The sequence below is a fragment of the Ottowia beijingensis genome (assembly GCF_042680925.1).
In the GTDB taxonomy this organism is placed as follows: Bacteria; Pseudomonadota; Gammaproteobacteria; order Burkholderiales; family Burkholderiaceae_C; genus Ottowia; species Ottowia beijingensis.
Window position 1 is genome coordinate 633,956 of sequence record NZ_JBHUEP010000007.1, and the last position, 17,995, is coordinate 651,950.

Below are 17,995 nucleotides of genomic sequence, written 5' to 3' on the forward strand. Positions count from 1 at the left end.
CGGCAGTGTAGTGGCAGGGGTGCCGCGGCCTTCTCAACGAACGAGCGATCTCTGGGTGCGATTGAATTTCATATTGTGAATATATAAATCTCTATTTGAAAAAAACGTGGCTTTGTGGGATGATTCCGCTTGGTTCACAATGACTTTCATCACCCCATAAACAAGAGGAGACAAGCAGATGTCCGAAGAATCGCGGGCGCAGGCCGCTGCCGCCGCCGAAATCGACGCCCAGGAAACCCGTGAATGGCTGGATGCGCTGTCTGCCGTCATCGAGCGCGAGGGCCCGGAGCGCGCCCATGCGCTGCTGGAGGAACTGCTTGAACATGCGCGCCAGAACAGCATCGACTTGCCGTTCTCGGCCACCACCGGCTACGTCAACACCATCGAGCCCGAGCAGGAAGCCCGCAGCCCCGGCAACATCGCCATCGAAAAGCGCCTGCGCGCCTACATGCGCTGGAACGCGATGGCCATGGTGGTGCGCGCCAACCGCCTGAACCCCGAAGACGGGGGCGATCTGGGCGGCCACATCGGCTCCTTCGCCTCGCTGGCCAGCATGTGGGGCGCCGGCTTCAACCACTTCTGGCACGCCGAGAGCGAAGGCCACGGCGGCGACTGCATCTACTTCCAGGGCCACAGCGCGCCCGGCATCTACGCCCGCGCCTACCTGGAAGGGCGCATCACCGAGGATCAACTGGAGCACTTCCGCCAGGAGGTCGGGGGCAAGGGCCTGTCCAGCTACCCGCACCCCAAGCTGATGCCGGGCTTCTGGCAGTTCCCCACCGTCAGCATGGGCCTGGGGCCGCTGATGGCCATCTACCAGGCGCGCTTTCTGAAGTATCTGCACGCCCGCGGCATTGCCGACACCGCCAACCGCAAGGTCTGGGTGTTCCTGGGCGACGGCGAGATGGACGAGCCCGAGAGCATGGGCGCCATCAGCCTGGCGGCGCGCGAAAAACTCGACAACCTGATCTTCGTCATCAACTGCAACCTGCAGCGCCTGGACGGTCCGGTGCGCGGCAACGGCAAGATCATCCAGGAGCTGGAGGGCGACTTCCGCGGCAGCGGCTGGCACGTCGTCAAGCTGATCTGGGGCAAGGGCTGGGACGAACTGCTGCGCCGCGACAAGTCCGGCAAGCTCAAGCAGGTGATGATGGAGACGCTCGACGGCGACTACCAGGCCATGAAGGCCAACGACGGTGCCTGGGTGCGCAAGCATTTCTTCGGCAAGTACCCCGAAACCGCCGCGCTGGTCGAGCACATGACCGACGACGAGATCTGGGAGCTGCGCCGCGGCGGCCACGACCCCGAGAAGGTGTACGCCGCCTTCCACAACGCCCACCACCACAAGGGCCAGCCCACGGTGCTGCTGGTCAAGACCATCAAGGGCTACGGCATGGGCCAGGCCGGCGAGGGCAAGAACACCGTGCACCAGACCAAGAAGCTGGCCGACGAGGACATCCGCTACATCCGCGACCGCTTCAACATCCCGATTCCCGACAGCGAGCTGGAGCAACTGCCCTATTACAAGCCGGCCGACGACACGCCGGAGATGAAGTACCTGCATGAACGCCGCCAGGCGCTGGGCGGCTACCTGCCCACGCGCCGCGCCAGGGCCGACGAGAGCTTCACCATCCCCTCGCTCGACACCTTCAAGGCCGTGCTGGAGCCCACCGCCGAAGGGCGCGAGATCAGCACCACCCAGGCCTTCGTGCGCTTTCTCACGCAGCTGCTGCGCGACAAGGCCTTCGGCCCGCGCGTGGTGCCCATCCTGGTGGACGAGGCCCGCACCTTCGGCATGGAGGGGCTGTTCCGCCAGATCGGCATCTACAACCCCAAGGGCCAGCTCTACACCCCGGTCGACCGCGACCAGGTGATGTACTACAAGGAAGCGAAAGACGGCCAGATCCTGCAGGAGGGCATCAACGAGGCCGGCGGCATGGCCAGCTGGATCGCCGCCGCCACCAGCTACAGCACCAGCAACCGCATCATGATGCCGTTCTACGTGTACTACAGCATGTTCGGCTTCCAGCGCGTGGGCGACCTGGCCTGGGCCGCGGGCGACATGCAGGCGCGCGGCTTCCTGCTGGGCGGGACCTCGGGGCGCACCACGCTGAACGGCGAGGGCCTGCAGCACGAGGACGGCCACAGCCACATCCTGGCCGGCACCATCCCCAACTGCATCACCTACGACCCGACCTTCGGGCACGAGGTCGGCATCATCCTGCACCATGGCCTGAAGCGCATGGTGGAAAAGCAGGAGAACGTCTTCTACTACCTGACCCTGCTGAACGAGAACTACGCCATGCCCGGCCTCACGCCCGGCACCGAGGAGCAGATCATCAAGGGCATGTACCTGTGCAAGCCCGGCAGCGACTCAGCCGACAAGGGCGGCGCGCCGCGCGTGCAACTGCTCGGCTCGGGCTCCATCCTGCGCGAATCCATCGCCGCGCAGGAGCTGCTGCTGAAGGACTGGGGCGTGGCCGCCGACGTCTGGAGCTGCCCCAGCTTCAACCAGCTGGCGCGCGACGGCCAGGATGTCGCGCGCTGGAACTTGCTGCACCCCACCGAGCAACAGCGCGTGCCCTTCGTCACGCAGCAGCTCGAGCCGCACGCCGGCCCGGTGGTGGCGTCCACCGACTACATGAAGAACTACGTCGACCAGATTCGCGCCTTCATCCCCGCCGGGCGCAGCTACACCGTGCTGGGCACCGACGGCTTTGGCCGCAGCGACTTCCGCTACCGCCTGCGCGAGCACTTCGAGATCAACCGCCACTACATCACCGTGGCGGCGCTGCGTGCGCTGGCCGACGAGGGCAAGGTGCCGATGGACCGCGTGAGCGCCGCCATCAAGCAGTACGGCATCCAGGCCGACAAGATCAACCCGCTGTACGCCTAAAGGGAGACCCGTCATGGCATTGGTGGAAGTCAAGGTCCCCGACATCGGCGACTTCAAGGACGTGGCCGTGATCGAGCTGCTGGTCAAGCCCGGCGACACGGTGAAGGTGGAGCAGTCGCTCATCACCGTCGAGAGCGACAAGGCCTCGATGGAAATCCCCTCCAGCGCCGCCGGCGTGGTGAAGGAGGTCAAGGTCAAGCTCGGCGACACGGTCAACGAGGGCAGCGTTGTGGTGTTGCTGGAAGGCGAGGGCGCTGGTGCCGCCGCGCCCGCCGCGGCCAACGCAGAGGCGCCCGTCGGCGGTAGCGAAGTGGTGCCGGGTGCCAGCCAGGCATCGGCGGCTGCGCGTGCTGCCGACACGGCAGGTGCCGGCACGCCTGCACCCGGCGGTCTGGTCGAAGTGCGCGTGCCTGACATCGGCGACTTCAAGGACGTCGCCGTGATCGAGGTGTTCGTCCAACCCGGCGACACCATCAAGGTCGAGCAGAGCCTGATCACGGTCGAATCCGACAAGGCTTCGATGGAGATCCCGTCCAGCGCCGCCGGCGTGCTCAAGGAACTGAAAGTCAAGCTGGGTGACAAGATCAACCAGGGCGACCTGCTGGCCATCGTCGAAGGCGCGGGCGCCGCACCGGCCCCGACACCTGCACCTGCACCTGCAGCCGCGCCATCAGGTTCAGAGTCAAAACAGGCTCCAGCGCCCGCCCCACAAGCGCAAGCAGCTATCAAATCAGAAGTGATTGCCGCTGCGCCGCATGATCCCACCAAGCCACCACTGGGCCTGCCGCACGCCAGCCCCAGCGTGCGCAAGTTCGCGCGTGAGCTGGGCGTGCCGCTGGCCGAGGTGAAGGGCAGCGGCGCCAAGGGCCGCATCACGCAGGAAGACGTGCAGGCCTTCACCAAGGCCGTGATGGCCGGCACCCAGCGCACGCAGGCGCAGGGCGCTGCGGCACCGGCTGGCGGCGATGGCGCGGCGCTGGGCCTGATCCCCTGGCCCAAGGTCGACTTCGCCAAGTTCGGCCCTATCGAGCCGAAGCCGCTTTCGCGCATCAAGAAGATCAGCGGCGCCAACCTGCACCGCAACTGGGTGATGATCCCGCACGTCACCAACAACGACGATGCCGACATCACCGAACTGGAAGCGCTGCGCGTGCAGCTCAACCAGGAGAACGCCAAGGCCGGCATCAAGGTGACGATGCTCGCCTTCCTCATCAAGGCCTGCGTGGCGGCGCTGAAGAAGTTCCCCGAGTTCAACGCCAGCATCGACGGCGACAGCCTGGTCTACAAACAGTACTGGAACATCGGCTTCGCCGCCGACACGCCGAACGGCCTGGTGGTGCCTGTCATCAAGAACGCCGACCAGAAAGGCGTGATGCAGATCAGCCAGGAACTGGGCGAGTTGAGCAAGAAGGCGCGCGACGGCAAGGCCAGCCCCGCCGACATGAGCGGCGCCACCTTCACCATCAGCAGCCTGGGCGGCATTGGCGGCACCTACTTCACGCCGATCATCAACGCGCCCGAGGTGGCGATTCTGGGTGTGTGCCGCAGCGAGATGAAGCCGCGCTGGAACGGCAAGGACTTCGAGCCGCGCCTGATGTTGCCGCTGTCCTTGAGCTACGACCACCGCGTCATCGACGGCGCGGCTGCGGCGCGCTTCAACGCTTATCTGGGCCAGGTGCTGGCGGACTTCCGCCGCGTGCTGCTGTGAAGGGAACCACGACATGAGCGAAATTCAGGTCAAGGTGCCCGACATCGGCGACTTCAAGGACGTCGCCGTCATCGAGCTGCTGGTCAAGCCGGGCGACACCGTGAAGGTGGAGCAGTCGCTGATCACCGTCGAGAGCGACAAGGCGTCGATGGAGATTCCGTCGAGCCATGCGGGCGTCGTCAAGTCGCTGGCGGTGAAGCTGGGCGACACCGTCAACGAAGGCTCGGTGGTACTGACGCTCGACGCGGCTGAAGCCGCTGCTGCGCCAACCCCTCCCCCTCTGGGGGAGGGCAGGGTGGGGGCTGCCCCGGCTTCCAGCTCCGTCGCCGAGCCCCCACCCCAACCCTCCCCCAGCGGGGGAGGGAGCAAGCAGCCTGTGCCCGCTGCCGCCAGCTACAGCGGCCAGACCGACCTGGACTGCGACGTCCTCGTCCTCGGCGGCGGCCCCGGTGGCTACTCGGCCGCCTTCCGTGCGGCCGACCTGGGCCTGAAGGTCGTGCTGGTCGAGCGTTACGCCCAACTCGGCGGCGTGTGCCTCAACGTCGGCTGCATCCCGTCCAAGGCGCTGCTGCATGTGGCCGCCGTGATGGACGAAGTCAGCCACCTGGCGGCGCTCGGCATCGACTACGGCGGCGCGCCGAAGGTGAACATCGACCAGCTGCGCACGCACAAGGAAAAGGTCATCGCCAAGCTGACCGGCGGCCTGGGCGCCATGGCCAAGATGCGCAAGGTCACGGTCCTGCGCGGTTACGGCAGCTTCGTCGGCGCCCACCACCTTTCCGTGGAAGAAACCACGGGCACCGCCCAGGACAAGACCGGCGGTAAAAAGGTCGTGCAGTTCCAGAAGGCCATCATTGCCGCCGGCAGCCAGGCCGTGCACCTGCCCTTCATGCCCGAAGACCCGCGCGTGGTCGACTCCACCGGCGCGCTGGCGCTGGCGGGCGTCCCCCAGCGCATGCTGATCCTGGGCGGCGGCATCATCGGCCTGGAGATGGGCACGGTGTACAGCACCCTGGGCGCGCGCCTCGACGTGGTCGAGATGCTGGACGGCCTGATGCAGGGCGCCGACCGCGACCTGGTCAAGGTCTGGCAGAAGATGAACGCGCCGCGCTTTGACAACATCATGCTCAAGACCAAGACGGTGGGCGCCAAGGCCACCGACGCGGGCATCGAGGTGACGTTCGAAGGCGAGGGCGCCCCCGCGCCGCAAACCTATGACCTGGTGCTGCAGGCCGTGGGCCGCAGCCCCAACGGCAATAAGATCGGTGCCGACCAGGCCGGTGTCGCCGTCACCGAGCGTGGCTTCATCGACGTCGATATCCAGATGCGCACCAACGTGCCGCACATCTTCGCCATCGGCGACATCGTCGGCCAGCCCATGCTGGCGCACAAGGCGGTGCACGAGGCGCACGTGGCCGCTGAGGTCATCGCCGGCGAGCTGAAGGGCGACGAGGCGCTGGCGCGCAGCGCGTTCAATGCCCGCGTCATCCCCAGCGTGGCCTACACCGACCCCGAAGTCGCCTGGGTCGGCCTGACCGAAGACCAGGCCAAGGCCCAGGGCATCGCGGTCAAGAAAGGCCTGTTCCCCTGGAACGCCTCGGGCCGCGCCATCGCCAACGGCCGCGACGAAGGCTTCACCAAGTTGCTCTTCGACGACAGTCCCGAGGCACACGGCCACGGCCGCATCCTGGGCGGCGGCATCGTCGGCACGCATGCCGGCGACATGATCGGCGAGATCGCCCTGGCCATCGAAATGGGCGCCGACGCGGTGGACATCGGCAAGACCATCCACCCACACCCCACGCTGGGCGAAAGCATCGGCATGGCGGCGGAGGTGGCGCACGGCAGCTGCACGGATCTGCCGCCGCAGCGCAAATAGCGCTACTTATCCGATAGCTGGCCGCGCATGCCCCGAAAGGGCTGCGCGGCTTTTTCATGCATGGGATGGATGCTGCCCCGTCAGGGGCTAGCATCGCCAATCCAGCAGTCACAATTGGCAGCCATGTCCTCCCTCACGACCTCCTACGCTCCCGCGCCTGTCAAGCCAAGCCTCGCAGTCAAAGAGGACCAGATCGAATACGGCTTCATCGGCAAGCTCCAGGGCCTCAAATACGAATACCGCCCCGACATCCGCGACCGCGCCGCACTGGAGCGCAACTTCCGCGAGAAGTTCGAGGCCCTGAACCGCGTTCACCTGACCGATGGCGAATTCGCCCGCCTGCTGGACGAGATCGTCACCCCCGACGTATTCACCGCTGCCAAAACCCTGCGCAGCATCAACGCCTTCACCCGCGAAGACGGCACGCCGCTGAACTACACCCTGGTCAACATCAAGGACTGGTGCAAGAACACCTTCGAGGTGGTCAACCAGCTGCGCATCAGCACCGACTACAGCCACCACCGGTATGACGTGCTCATCCTCATCAACGGCGTGCCGTGTGTGCAGGTGGAGCTGAAAACGCTCACCATCAACCCCCGCCGGGCCATGGAGCAGATCGTTGACTACAAAAACGACCCAGGCAACGGCTACACCAAAACGCTGCTGAGCTTTTTGCAGCTCTTCATCGTCAGCAACCGCACCAACACCTACTACTTCGCCAACAACAACGCGCGGCACTTTGCGTTCAATGCGGACGAGCGGTTTTTGCCCATCTACCAGTTTGCGGACGAGGCCAACAAGAAGATCACCCAGCTCGACGAGTTTGCCGACAAGTTCCTGGGCAAGTGCACCCTGGGCCAGACCATCAGCCGCTACATGGTGCTGGTGGCATCGGAGCAAAAGCTGCTCATGATGCGGCCCTACCAGGTCTATGCCGTCAAGGCCATCGTGGACTGCATTCACCAGAACTGCGGCAACGGCTACATCTGGCACACCACAGGCAGCGGCAAAACGCTCACGTCCTTCAAGGCCTCCACGCTGCTCAAGGACAACCCCGATGTGGAGAAATGCCTCTTTGTGGTGGACCGCAAAGACCTGGACCGCCAGACCCGCGAAGAATTCAACCGCTTTCAAGAAGGCTGTGTGGAGGAAAACACCAACACCGCCACGCTGGTGCGCCGCCTGCTGTCGGATGACTACGCCGACAAGGTCATCGTCACCACCATCCAGAAGCTGGGCCTGGCGCTGGATGAAAACAGCCGCCGCAACAAGCAGCAAAAGAAAGACGGCAAGGCCACCTACAAAGAGCAACTGGCACCGCTGGCCAACAAACGCATCGTCTTCATCTTTGACGAATGCCACCGCTCGCAGTTTGGCGACAACCACCAGGCCATCAAAGAGTTCTTCCCCAAGGCGCAACTGTTCGGCTTTACCGGCACGCCCATTTTTGAGGCCAACTCCAGCCGCACGCAGATCGAGGACGAACAGGCTTCCATGAAAACCACGGAAGACCTGTTCCAGAAACAACTGCACGCCTACACCATCACCCACGCGATTGAAGACGCCAACGTGCTGCGCTTTCATGTGGACTACTACAAACCCGAGGGCAAGAACCCGCCCAGGCCCGGCGAGGCCCTGGCCAAAAAGGCCGTGATCGAGGCCATTCTGGCCAAACACGACACGGCCACCGCCCACCGCCGCTTCAACGCCGTGCTGGCCACCGCCAGCATCAACGACGCCATTGAATACCACCGCCTGTTTGACGAGCTGCAGCACGCCAGGCAGAAGGCAGACCCCGCCTTTGTGCCGCTCAACATCGCCTGCGTGTTCTCGCCCCCGGCAGAGGGCGATGCCGATGTGCGGCAAATCCAGGAAGACCTGCCCCAGGAAAAAGAAGACAACCAGGTGGACCCCGAGGGCAAAAAGGCCGCCCTCAAAGCCATCCTGGCCCGCTACAACGCCCGCTACGGCACCAACCACACCACAGCCGAGTTCGACCTGTACTACCAGGATGTGCAAAAGCGCATCAAAGACCACCAGTGGCCAGACGCAGACTTGCGCAAGGCTTTTCCGGCGGCCCCGCACCACAAAATCGACATCACCATCGTGGTGGACATGCTGCTCACCGGGTTTGACAGCAAATACCTCAACACCCTGTATGTCGACAAAAACCTCAAGCACCACGGCTTGATACAGGCTTTCTCGCGCACCAACCGCGTGCTGAACGGCACCAAGCCCTACGGCAACATCCTGGACTTTCGCCAGCAGCAAGCCAGTGTGGACGCCGCCATTGCCCTGTTTTCAGGTGAGAAGTCGGGCGAAGAGGCCCGCAAGATCTGGCTGGTGGACAAAGCCCCGGTCGTCATCCAGAAGCTGGACGCCGCCGTGCAAAAACTGGCCGACTTCATGCAAAGCCAGGGCCTGGCCTGCACGCCTGACGCCGTGCACAGCCTGAAGGGCGACGACGCCCGCGCCGCCTTCATCCACAACTTCAAAGAAGTGCAGCGCCTCAAAACCCAGCTCGACCAGTACACCGACCTGACGGAAGACAACGCCACCGCCATCGAACACATCCTGCCTGCCGAGCAATTGCAAGCCTTTCGCGGTGCTTACCTCGAAACCGCCCAGCGCCTCAAAGCCCAACAAGCCCAGCACGACAAAGGCAGCGAAGGGCAGGGCGGCGCAGCCGATGCGGTGGACCAGCTCGACTTTGAATTTGTGCTGTTTGCCAGCAGCGTCATCGACTACGACTACATCATGGGCCTCATGTCGCGTTTTTCGCAGCAGGGGCTGCAGGGCGGCGGCAAGCAGAAGATGACCAAGGACGAGCTGCTGGGCTTGATCCTGTCCGACGCCAAATTCATGAACGAGCGCGACGACATTGCCGCCTACATCCACACCCTGAAGGCGGGCGAGGGCCTGAGCGAAGCCGCCATCCGCGAGGGCTACACAAAGTTCAAGAAGGAAAAAGACAGCGCCGAGCTGACCGACATCGCCACCCGCCACCACCTGGCCCCCGCCGCGCTGCAAACCTTTGTGGACGGCATCTTGCAGCGCATGATTTTTGATGGCGAGGTGCTGAGCGATTTGATGGCCCCGCTGGAGCTGGGCTGGAAGGCCAGGGCGCAGGCAGAAACGGCGTTGATGAAAGAGCTGGTGCCGTTGCTGCAAAAGCGGGCCGAACAACACGGTGGGCGCGAAATTTCGGGGCTGAGTGCGTATGAGTGAGCAAGCCTTGACCGAGGCCGCGCTGCTGGAGCGCATAGCCCTGGGCGAGCACACCCGCCAGCAGTTCAAGCGCAGCTTCCACAGCCCCGACGCTATGGCCGCCGAACTGGCCGCCTTTGCCAACAGCGGTGGGGGCACCTTGTTGATCGGTGTGGACGACGACGGCTCCATCGCCGGGCTCAGCGCCGCCGATGTGCGCCACCTGAACCAAATGCTCAGCAACGCCAGCAGCCAGCATGTGCGCCCTCCCATTCACCCCCGCACCGAAAACGTGCCAACCCGCGCCGGGCTGGTCATGGTGGTCACCGTGCCCAACGGCCTGGCCAAGCCTTACCTGGACCGCCAGGGCCGCATCTGGGTCAAACAAGGGGCCGACAAACGCCATGTGACCGCGCGCGAAGAAATGCAGCGCATGTTCCAAAGCGGTGGCCTGGTCTATGCCGATGTGGTGCCCGTGGCAGGCACCACCAGCGCCGATCTGGATGAACCCGCCTTTCGCCGCTACCTGGCCCAGCACTACAGCGCAGACACCGCCCAAGCCGGGCTGCCGCTGGACGCCGTGCTGCAAAACCTGGGCCTGGGCGATGGCCATGAACTCACCTTGGCCGGCCTCATGCTGTTTGGCCACAACCCGCTGCGCTGGCGGCCCGCGTTCACCATCAAGGCCGTCGCGTTTTATGGCACCAGCATTGCCGACACCCACTACCAAGACAGCCAGGACTTCAGCGGCACCCTGCCCACCCAGTACGCCGAGGCGCTGGCCTTCATCAAACGCAACCTGCGCCGCGTGCAAGGCAGCCAGGGCTTCAACTCGCCGGGCATTTTGGAAGTGCCAGAAATCGCCCTGCAAGAACTGCTGGTCAATGCGCTGGTGCACCGCGACTACTTCACCAGCGCCTCCATCCGCATTCTGGTGTTTCGCGACCGCATCGAAATCATCAGCCCCGGCCCCCTGTCCGACAGCCTGAGCATTGACGACATCCGCCACGGCAAAAGCAACCGCCGCAACCCCACGCTCAGCGAGCACGCCTTTCGCCTGCTGCCCTACCGTGGCATGGGCAGCGGCATCCCCAGGGCGCTGGGCGAGTGGCCGCAGATCGAGCTGATCAGCGAGCTCAGCGGCAACCAGTTCACGGCCCTGGTTCGGCGGCCCCAAGGGCTGTGGGAGAGTGCCTCCGAACAAGTCGAGACCCCAGCAACCGAACAAGCAACCGAACAAGCAACCGAACAAGTAACCGAACAAGTAACCGAACAAGTAACCGAACAAGTAACCGAACAAGTTCGCCGCTTGTGCCTGGCCTTGCAGCAGGGTGCCAAGGGGACCAAGGAGCTCATGCAAATGCTCGATCTCAAACACCGCCCCAGCTTTTTGGACGGCTACTTAAACCCAGCCTTGCAACAGCACCTGGTGGAGATGACCCAGCCCGACTCGCCCCGCAGCCCTACACAGAAATACCGCCTGACGGACAAAGGCCGGAGTGCATTGAAATGAATGAAGAGAAGAAATTGGTGCCTAAGCTGCGGTTTCCGGAGTTTCGGAGGGCTGAAGGGTGGGAGATGACTCTGCTTGAGAAGTGCCTAGGCTATCAACAACCAACTCCGTATCTCGTTAAAGATGAACGATACAGCCCAATCTTTAAGACTCCCGTTTTAACTGCTGGGAAGACTTTCATTCTTGGATATACGAATGAAGAGCATGGAATCTTCCGCGAAGGTTTGCCCGTAATCATCTTTGACGACTTTACAACGGCTACGCAGTTCGTTGATTTCCCGTTCAAAGCCAAATCTTCCGCAATGAAAATATTGCTGGCCAAGGATGGAGCGAACATCAAGTTCATGTTTGAAACACTGCGAAATGTTTCATTCGAAGTTGGTGCACATGAGCGGCATTGGATTTCCACCTTTGCACCTATGCTGGTGCCCATACCTAAAACTGCCGAACAACAAAAAATCGCCGACTGCCTGAGTTCCTTGGACGAACTGATCGCCGCGCAAGCCCGCAAAGTTCATGCCCTCAAGACCCATAAAAAAGGGCTGATGCAGCAGCTTTTCCCCCGCGAAGGCGAAACCCAACCGCGTCTGCGGTTTCCTGAGTTTCGGAATGCGGGCGAGTGGAAGAGACAAAACCTGGAGGATTTGAGCGAGACGATTTCATCGGGGAAAGACAAGTCTGCACAAGATGGCGCTTTTGACTTGTACGGCTCAACAGGGGTCATCGGCAGGACAAATAGCGGCAGCTTCAGTGGCATTTATATTTTGGTTGCACGTGTCGGTGCGAATGCTGGGCTTTTAACTAAAGCTACCGGGGAGTTCGGCGTCACCGACAACACGCTCGTCATTACGCTCAAGAAACGGCAAGTCATAGGCCTAGACTTCATTTTCTTCTATCTCTATCAGGTTGGCCTGAACAAAATGATCTTCGGCTCTGGTCAACCGCTAATTACCGGTGGACAACTGAAAGCGTTGACCATTCAAGTTCCAAATGCGAAAGAACAACAGCGAATCGCCGACTGTCTCAATTCCCTCGACACCCTCATCACCACCGCCACGCAAGAACTCGAAACCTTCAAGACCCACAAAAAAGGGTTGATGCAGCAGCTTTTTCCTCCGGCGCAGGAGGTGGCCGCATGAACAGCCTGATTCTGTACACCACCGACGACGGCAAGAGCCAGATTCAGCTTCGGGCCGACTTGGGTACGGTGTGGCTGACCCAGTTGGAGATGGCAGAACTGTTTGACGCCACCAAGCAGAACATCTCGCTGCACCTCAAAAACATCTTTGAGGATGGTGAATTGGATGCGGCGGCAACTGTCAAGGAATCCTTGACAGTTCAAACCGAGGGCACGCGCCAGGTGCAGCGCCCCGTCACGCTCTACAACCTCGACGCCATCCTGTCCGTGGGCTACCGCGTGCGCTCGCCGCGTGGCGTGCAGTTCCGCCGCTGGGCGTCCACGGTGCTCAAGGAGTATCTGGTCAAGGGCTTTGTGATGGACGACGAGCGGCTGAAGAACCCGGACGGCCGCCCGGACTATTTTGACGAGATGCTGGCGCGCATCCGGGACATTCGGGCTTCGGAAAAGCGCTTCTACCAAAAGCTGCGCGACCTGTTTGCCCTGGCGGCGGACTACGACAAGACCGATGAAGCCACGCAGACCTTTTTTGCCACGGTGCAGAACCTGCTGCTGTATGCGGTAACGCAAAAGACGGCCGCGGAATTGATCGTGAGCCGGGCCAACCCTGCCGACCCGCATTTCGGCCTGCTGACCTGGAAGGGCGCCCAGGTGCGCAAGCAGGACATTGTGGTGGCCAAAAACTACCTGACCGAAGACGAAGTGGACACCTTGAACCGGTTGGTGGTCATCTTTCTGGAAACGGCAGAGTTGCGCGCCAAGCGGCAGACCATCACCAGCATGGGCTTCTGGCGCGAGAACGTGGGGCAGATCATTTTGTCCAACGGGTTTCCGCTGCTCAGCGGGGCAGGCACCGTCAGCCACGCCCGCATGGGGCAAAAGCTGGAGCCGCTGTACCTGGACTTTGACCAGCGCCGCAAGGCCGATGAAGCGCGTGTTGCGGACGCGCAGGATGACGCTGAATTGAAGGCGCTGGAAAGCACCATCAAGAACCGCCCCAAAAAATGACCGAACAAAACCAAATACAACTGGGCAAGACCCTGTGGGCCATTGCCGACCAGCTGCGCGGGGCCATGGACGCGGACGATTTCCGCGATTACATGCTGTCGTTTCTGTTTCTGCGCTATCTGTCAGACAACTACGAGACCGCCGCCAAAAAGGAGCTGGGCAGCGATTACCCCCAGCTGGCGGACGATGACGGGCGGGTGCCCTTGGCCGTTTGGTACGCCGACAACGCGGCGGATGTGCCCGCGTTTGAAAAGCAGATGCGCCGCAAGGTGCACTATGTGATCAAGCCGGATTACCTGTGGAGCAGCATTGCGCACATGGCGCGCACGCAGCACCCGGGTTTGCTCGATACGCTGCAAGAGGGCTTCAAATACATCGAAACCGAGTCGTTCCAGAGCGCGTTTGGGGGGCTGTTTTCCGAAATCGACCTGGCCTCGCCCAAGCTGGGCAAGACCTACACCGAGCGCAATGCCAAGCTGTGCGTGGTGATTCAGAAGATTGCAGAGGGGCTGGCCGATTTTTCCACCAGCGTGGATGCGCTGGGCGATGCCTATGAATACCTGATCGGCCAGTTTGCGGCGGGCTCGGGCAAGAAGGCGGGCGAGTTTTATACGCCGCAGCAAATCTCGGACATCCTCTCCGCCATCGTCACGCTGGACAGCCAGGAGCCCAAAACCGGCGCCAAGCAGCGGCTCGACAGCGTGATGGACTTTGCGTGTGGGTCGGGCTCGCTGCTGCTGAACGTGCGCAAGCGCATGGGGCCGCATGGCATTGGCAAGATTTACGGTCAGGAAAAGAACATCACCACCTACAACCTGGCGCGCATGAACATGCTGCTGCACGGGGTGAAGGACACGGAGTTTGAAATCTTCCACGGTGACACGCTGGCCAACGACTGGGACATGCTGCGCGAGCTGAACCCGGCCAAGAAGCCCGCGTTCGATGCCATCGTGGCCAACCCGCCTTTCAGCTATCGCTGGGAGCCCAACGAGGCCATGGCAGACGATGTGCGCTTTAAAAGCCACGGCCTGGCGCCCAAGTCCGCAGCGGACTTCGCCTTTTTGCTGCACGGCTTTCACTTTCTGAAGGACGAGGGCGTGATGGCCATCATCCTGCCGCATGGGGTGCTGTTCCGGGGCGGGGCGGAGGAGCGCATTCGCACCAAGCTGCTGAAGGATGGCCACATCGACACGGTGATTGGCTTGCCGGCCAACCTGTTCTATTCCACCGGTATTCCCGTGTGCATCCTGGTGCTGAAGAAGTGCAAGAAGCCGGACGACGTGCTGTTCATCAACGCCGCCGAGCACTTTGCCAAAGGCAAGCGCCAGAATCAACTGACGGATGAGCACATCGCCAAGATCATCCAGACCTACCAGTTCCGCGAGGAAGAGGCCCGCTACTCACGCCGGGTGGGAATGGCCGAGATTGAAAAGAACGACTTCAACCTGAACATCTCGCGCTACATCAGCACCGCGGTGGGCGAGGCGGAGATTGACCTGGAGGTGACCCACCGCGAGCTGGTGGACATCGAAGAGGCGATCACGGCCGCCAGGGACAAGCACAATGCTTTTTTGAGGGAGCTTGGGCTGAAACTGCTGCCGTGACGACGCTGGTTGCACGAAGGCACGACGCTGTGATCCTTTGACATCACCGTTGCGGCCTGCAGGCCGCAACGGCGGGCAAATTTGGCGGGTGTGGCCCACTCCAGCGCAGAGTGGGGACGAACAATCTCGTCGTCGTTCTGACGCCGGGCGCGCGTCAATCCACCTTCGCCCCCGACGCCTTCACGATCGGGGCCCAGTTGTGCACTTCGGCGGCGATGAACTTGCTGAAGTCCTGCGGGCTGTTCTTTTCGGCCACGGCGCCGAGCTTGGCGTAGGCCTCCTTCACTTCGGGTTTGTCGAAGGCCGCGTTCATGGCCTTGTTGAGCTTGTCGACGATGTCCTTGGGCGTGCCCTTGGGCGCGATCAGGCCGAACCAGGAACTGACGTCGAAGGGCTTGACGCCGCTTTCCTCCAGCGTGGGCACGTCGGGCGCGGTGGCGGACCGCGTCTTGGTGGTGACGGCCAGCGCCTTCAGCTTGCCCGACTGCACGTGTGGCCACGACGCGGGCATGTTGTCGAACATGAACTGCACCTGGTTGCCGATCAGGTCGGTCACGGCCGGGGCGCTGCCCTTGTAGGGGATGTGCTGCGTTTTCAGCCCGGTGCGCACCTTGAACATTTCGCCCGCCATGTGGATGGACGTGCCGCTGCCGGACGAGGCGTAGGAAATCTTGCCTTCGTTGGCGCGCGCCCAGTCGATGAATTCCTTGACGTTTCTGGCGGGCACGCTGGGGTGGACGACCAGCATGTTGGGCACTTTGGCGCCCAGCGCCACGGCCTCGAAGTCGCGGTTCAGGTCGAACTTGACGTTGGGGTAGAGCGTCTGGTTGATCGCGCTGGTCACCGCCACGAACAGCAGGGTGTAGCCATCGGGCGCCGCCGCGGCCACCATGTCCGTCGCGATGTTGCTGCCACCGCCCGGTTTGTTGTCCACCACGAAGGACTGGCCCAGATCGGCGGTGAGCTCCCTGGCCATGATGCGCGCCACGATGTCGGTGGTGCCGCCCGCCGAGAAGCCCACCACGATGCGTACCGGCTTGGTCGGGTAGCTGCCTTGCGCGGCAGCCCCCAGTGCGCAGAGCGCGAAACAGGCCCCGGCAACGCGGGCGAGCTGGCGACGGGACAGGGTGTTGAATGCCTTCATGAACAACGGTTCCTTTCGCTGGGGTGAAGCCCACGGTGGGCGGCAAAGCTCACTTTAGGAAGATCGTTGAGCGTCTGGCAAGAGGTGTTTCCCTCTGATGCCCGATCCGCGGGTGATGCACGGTGCGGGCCGGGCGTGGCACCCGCGCTTTCGGCACGCGTGGTGAATGCCGCGACAATCCTCCCACCGGGTCGTGGACGGCATTGATATGTCATGAAAACGATAGCTGCTCGCGCCCGGTGGACGGGCGTTTCAGCCACTTTTTGCTTTAAATTTCCCATCCATCTCCTCACACGATGAACGAACTCCTGCGCGCCATTGACGGCATGGCCTGGCCCGGCGATGCCGTCCGCATCTTTCACGGCCGCGGAGGGCGCTACCCAGGTGAGGAGCACTGGGTGCTGGACGCCTACCCGCCGGTTTTCGTCCTCACCAGCTTCGCGCCGGTGACGGATGCGCAGCTCGCCACCATCGGCGATGCGCTGCAGCGGCGCTGGGCGCAGATCGCACCGGGCGGCGTGCCGCTGAACTGGGTCTTTCAGCAGCGCGGCGAGGCGGCACGCGGCGCGGGGGCGGACGCCACCCGCTTGATGAGCGGCAGCGTGCCCGATCCGCAGGTGGTCACGGAAGGCGCCACGCGCTACGGCGTGCACGTGCTGCGCGGCCAGAACCATGGCCTGTTTCTGGACATGGCGGAGGGCCGGCGCTGGGTGCGCGAGCAAGTGGCCGGGCACGCCGCTCGCGCGCCAGGGCGCGGCCCCAAGGTGCTGAACCTGTTTGCCTACACCTGCGCGTTTTCCGTGGTGGCAATGCAGGCCGGTGCAGCGCAGGTTGTCAACGTGGACATGAGCCGCGGCGCGCTGGCCGCCGGGCAACAGAACCACCGCCTGAACGGCATCGCCAGCGGCGCCAGTTTCCTGGCGCACGACGTCTTTTCGTCCTGGGGCAAGCTGACGCGCAGCGGTCCCTACGATCTGGTGATTGTTGATCCGCCCAGTTACCAGAAGGGCAGTTTCGTCGCCACCAAGGACTACCCGCGGCTGATGCGGCGCCTGCCCGACCTGCTGGCGCCCGGCGGCCAGGCGCTGCTGTGCCTGAACGCACCGGAACTGGGCCCCGCGTTCCTGGACGACGCGATGCGCGAACAGGCGCCCGGCCTGCAGCGCGTCGGTCGGCTGCCGAACCCGCCGGTGTTTGCCGACCGCGACGAAGCGCGCTCGCTGAAGGTGATCGTCTACCGCGCACCGGCCTGAGCGGCGCACGCGCTGCGCTTGATCAGCCTGCCGCCCTGGTCAGCCTTACTGGCCGCGTTGCCGCCGGCGCGCGCCGACCGTCAGATCAGCGCCTGGATGCGTTCCCACTCGGCCGCGGTGACCGGCGTGATCGACAGGCGGTTACCGCGCTGCAGCGCGCGCATGTCGGCCAGTTCGGGCACGGCGCGCAGGTCGGCCAGCGAAACCAGGCGCGTCTTGCGCAGCGCCTGCACGTCCAGCAGCAGCCAGCGCGGCTTGTCGGTCGGCGATCGGGGGTCGTGGTAGGGCGATGCGGGGTCGAACTGCGTCGGGTCCGCGCGGGTGGGCGAAGCGACGCGCGCCAGCCCGGCAATGCCCGGCGCCGGGCAACTGGAGTGGTAGAACAGCACGCCGTCGCCGACCTGCATCGCATCGCGCATGAAGTTGCGTGCCTGGTAATTGCGCACGCCGGTCCAGGGAACGGTCTGGCCGGGCGCGGCCAGGGCGTCGTCGATGCTGCACTCCGCCGGCTCGGATTTCATCAGCCAGTAGCGCGGGGCGCGGTTGGCGGTGGTCAGCGGCGGTGCGGCGGCGCAGGTGGGTCGAGCGGGCATGGGGCAATTGTGCGCGCCAGGGCGGCGCTTGGCGCAGACCCGTCACCACGCC

At 63.4% G+C, this 17,995-nt stretch carries 11 protein-coding genes; 9 read left to right on the forward strand and 2 right to left on the reverse strand.

All coding sequences use genetic code 11. The features are described 5' to 3' along the window. The first annotated feature begins 178 nt into the window (after positions 1-178). The 8 genes from aceE to ACFSCU_RS12375 all read left to right on the forward strand — a co-directional run bounded on the left by aceE (position 179) and on the right by ACFSCU_RS12375 (position 14,953). On the forward strand, positions 179-2,896 hold the full coding sequence (gene aceE, locus ACFSCU_RS12340; RefSeq protein ID WP_333707001.1) for a pyruvate dehydrogenase (acetyl-transferring), homodimeric type: 2,718 nt from the start codon (positions 179-181) through the stop codon (positions 2,894-2,896). Between the two features lie 13 nt (positions 2,897-2,909). Then, the gene (gene aceF, locus ACFSCU_RS12345) at positions 2,910-4,604 is read left to right on the forward strand and encodes a dihydrolipoyllysine-residue acetyltransferase (RefSeq protein WP_377560814.1); all 1,695 of its coding nucleotides are present in this window, start codon (positions 2,910-2,912) and stop codon (positions 4,602-4,604) included. A 13-nt stretch (positions 4,605-4,617) separates the two neighbouring features. Beyond that, positions 4,618-6,483 carry a dihydrolipoyl dehydrogenase gene (gene lpdA, locus ACFSCU_RS12350; RefSeq protein WP_377560816.1) on the forward strand — a complete coding sequence of 622 codons (1,866 nt, stop codon included), beginning with the start codon at positions 4,618-4,620 and terminating at the stop codon, positions 6,481-6,483. Between the two features lie 123 nt (positions 6,484-6,606). After that, entirely contained in the window at positions 6,607-9,711 is a 3,105-nt protein-coding gene (locus tag ACFSCU_RS12355; RefSeq protein WP_377560817.1) for a type I restriction endonuclease subunit R, read from the forward strand. Beyond that, on the forward strand, positions 9,704-11,203 hold the full coding sequence (locus ACFSCU_RS12360) for a Fic family protein (RefSeq protein ID WP_180551416.1): 1,500 nt from the start codon (positions 9,704-9,706) through the stop codon (positions 11,201-11,203). Before ACFSCU_RS12355 ends, ACFSCU_RS12360 begins: the two co-directional genes overlap by 8 nt. After that, a complete protein-coding gene (locus ACFSCU_RS12365; protein ID WP_377560819.1) occupies positions 11,200-12,342 on the forward strand; it encodes a restriction endonuclease subunit S in 1,143 nt (380 codons plus the stop codon). Before ACFSCU_RS12360 ends, ACFSCU_RS12365 begins: the two co-directional genes overlap by 4 nt. Beyond that, on the forward strand, positions 12,339-13,349 hold the full coding sequence (locus ACFSCU_RS12370; protein WP_377560821.1) for a virulence RhuM family protein: 1,011 nt from the start codon (positions 12,339-12,341) through the stop codon (positions 13,347-13,349). Before ACFSCU_RS12365 ends, ACFSCU_RS12370 begins: the two co-directional genes overlap by 4 nt. Continuing rightward, positions 13,346-14,953: a type I restriction-modification system subunit M gene (locus ACFSCU_RS12375; RefSeq protein WP_377560822.1), complete on the forward strand. Its 1,608-nt coding sequence runs from the start codon at positions 13,346-13,348 to the stop codon at positions 14,951-14,953. The genes ACFSCU_RS12370 and ACFSCU_RS12375 overlap by 4 nt, the downstream gene beginning before the upstream one ends. A gap of 154 nt (positions 14,954-15,107) precedes the next feature. On the opposite strand, the gene ACFSCU_RS12380 is transcribed toward ACFSCU_RS12375, so the two are convergent. Beyond that, complete coding sequence (locus ACFSCU_RS12380) at positions 15,108-16,097, reverse strand: Bug family tripartite tricarboxylate transporter substrate binding protein (RefSeq protein ID WP_377560823.1); 990 nt, start codon at positions 16,095-16,097, stop codon at positions 15,108-15,110. A 296-nt stretch (positions 16,098-16,393) separates the two neighbouring features. Between ACFSCU_RS12380 and ACFSCU_RS12385 the strand changes: the two genes are divergently transcribed. Beyond that, complete coding sequence (locus tag ACFSCU_RS12385) at positions 16,394-17,350, forward strand: class I SAM-dependent methyltransferase (RefSeq protein WP_377560825.1); 957 nt, start codon at positions 16,394-16,396, stop codon at positions 17,348-17,350. Between the two features lie 80 nt (positions 17,351-17,430). On the opposite strand, the gene ACFSCU_RS12390 is transcribed toward ACFSCU_RS12385, so the two are convergent. Then, positions 17,431-17,943 (reverse strand): EVE domain-containing protein, encoded by a 513-nt coding sequence (locus tag ACFSCU_RS12390; protein WP_377560826.1) that lies wholly within the window; start codon positions 17,941-17,943, stop codon positions 17,431-17,433. Between the last annotated feature and the right edge of the window lie 52 nt (positions 17,944-17,995).

What these genes read in the sequence shown, in the direction of transcription:
- aceE (WP_333707001.1), top strand. Translation starts at nt 179, where the DNA reads ATGTCCGAAGAATCGCGGGCGCAGGCCGCTGCCGCCGCCGAAATCGAC.
- aceF (WP_377560814.1), top strand. Translation starts at nt 2,910, where the DNA reads ATGGCATTGGTGGAAGTCAAGGTCCCCGACATCGGCGACTTCAAGGAC.
- lpdA (WP_377560816.1), top strand. Translation starts at nt 4,618, where the DNA reads ATGAGCGAAATTCAGGTCAAGGTGCCCGACATCGGCGACTTCAAGGAC.
- ACFSCU_RS12355 (WP_377560817.1), top strand. Translation starts at nt 6,607, where the DNA reads ATGTCCTCCCTCACGACCTCCTACGCTCCCGCGCCTGTCAAGCCAAGC.
- ACFSCU_RS12360 (WP_180551416.1), top strand. Translation starts at nt 9,704, where the DNA reads ATGAGTGAGCAAGCCTTGACCGAGGCCGCGCTGCTGGAGCGCATAGCC.
- ACFSCU_RS12365 (WP_377560819.1), top strand. Translation starts at nt 11,200, where the DNA reads ATGAATGAAGAGAAGAAATTGGTGCCTAAGCTGCGGTTTCCGGAGTTT.
- ACFSCU_RS12370 (WP_377560821.1), top strand. Translation starts at nt 12,339, where the DNA reads ATGAACAGCCTGATTCTGTACACCACCGACGACGGCAAGAGCCAGATT.
- ACFSCU_RS12375 (WP_377560822.1), top strand. Translation starts at nt 13,346, where the DNA reads ATGACCGAACAAAACCAAATACAACTGGGCAAGACCCTGTGGGCCATT.
- ACFSCU_RS12380 (WP_377560823.1), bottom strand. Translation starts at nt 16,097, where the DNA reads ATGAAGGCATTCAACACCCTGTCCCGTCGCCAGCTCGCCCGCGTTGCC.
- ACFSCU_RS12385 (WP_377560825.1), top strand. Translation starts at nt 16,394, where the DNA reads ATGAACGAACTCCTGCGCGCCATTGACGGCATGGCCTGGCCCGGCGAT.
- ACFSCU_RS12390 (WP_377560826.1), bottom strand. Translation starts at nt 17,943, where the DNA reads ATGCCCGCTCGACCCACCTGCGCCGCCGCACCGCCGCTGACCACCGCC.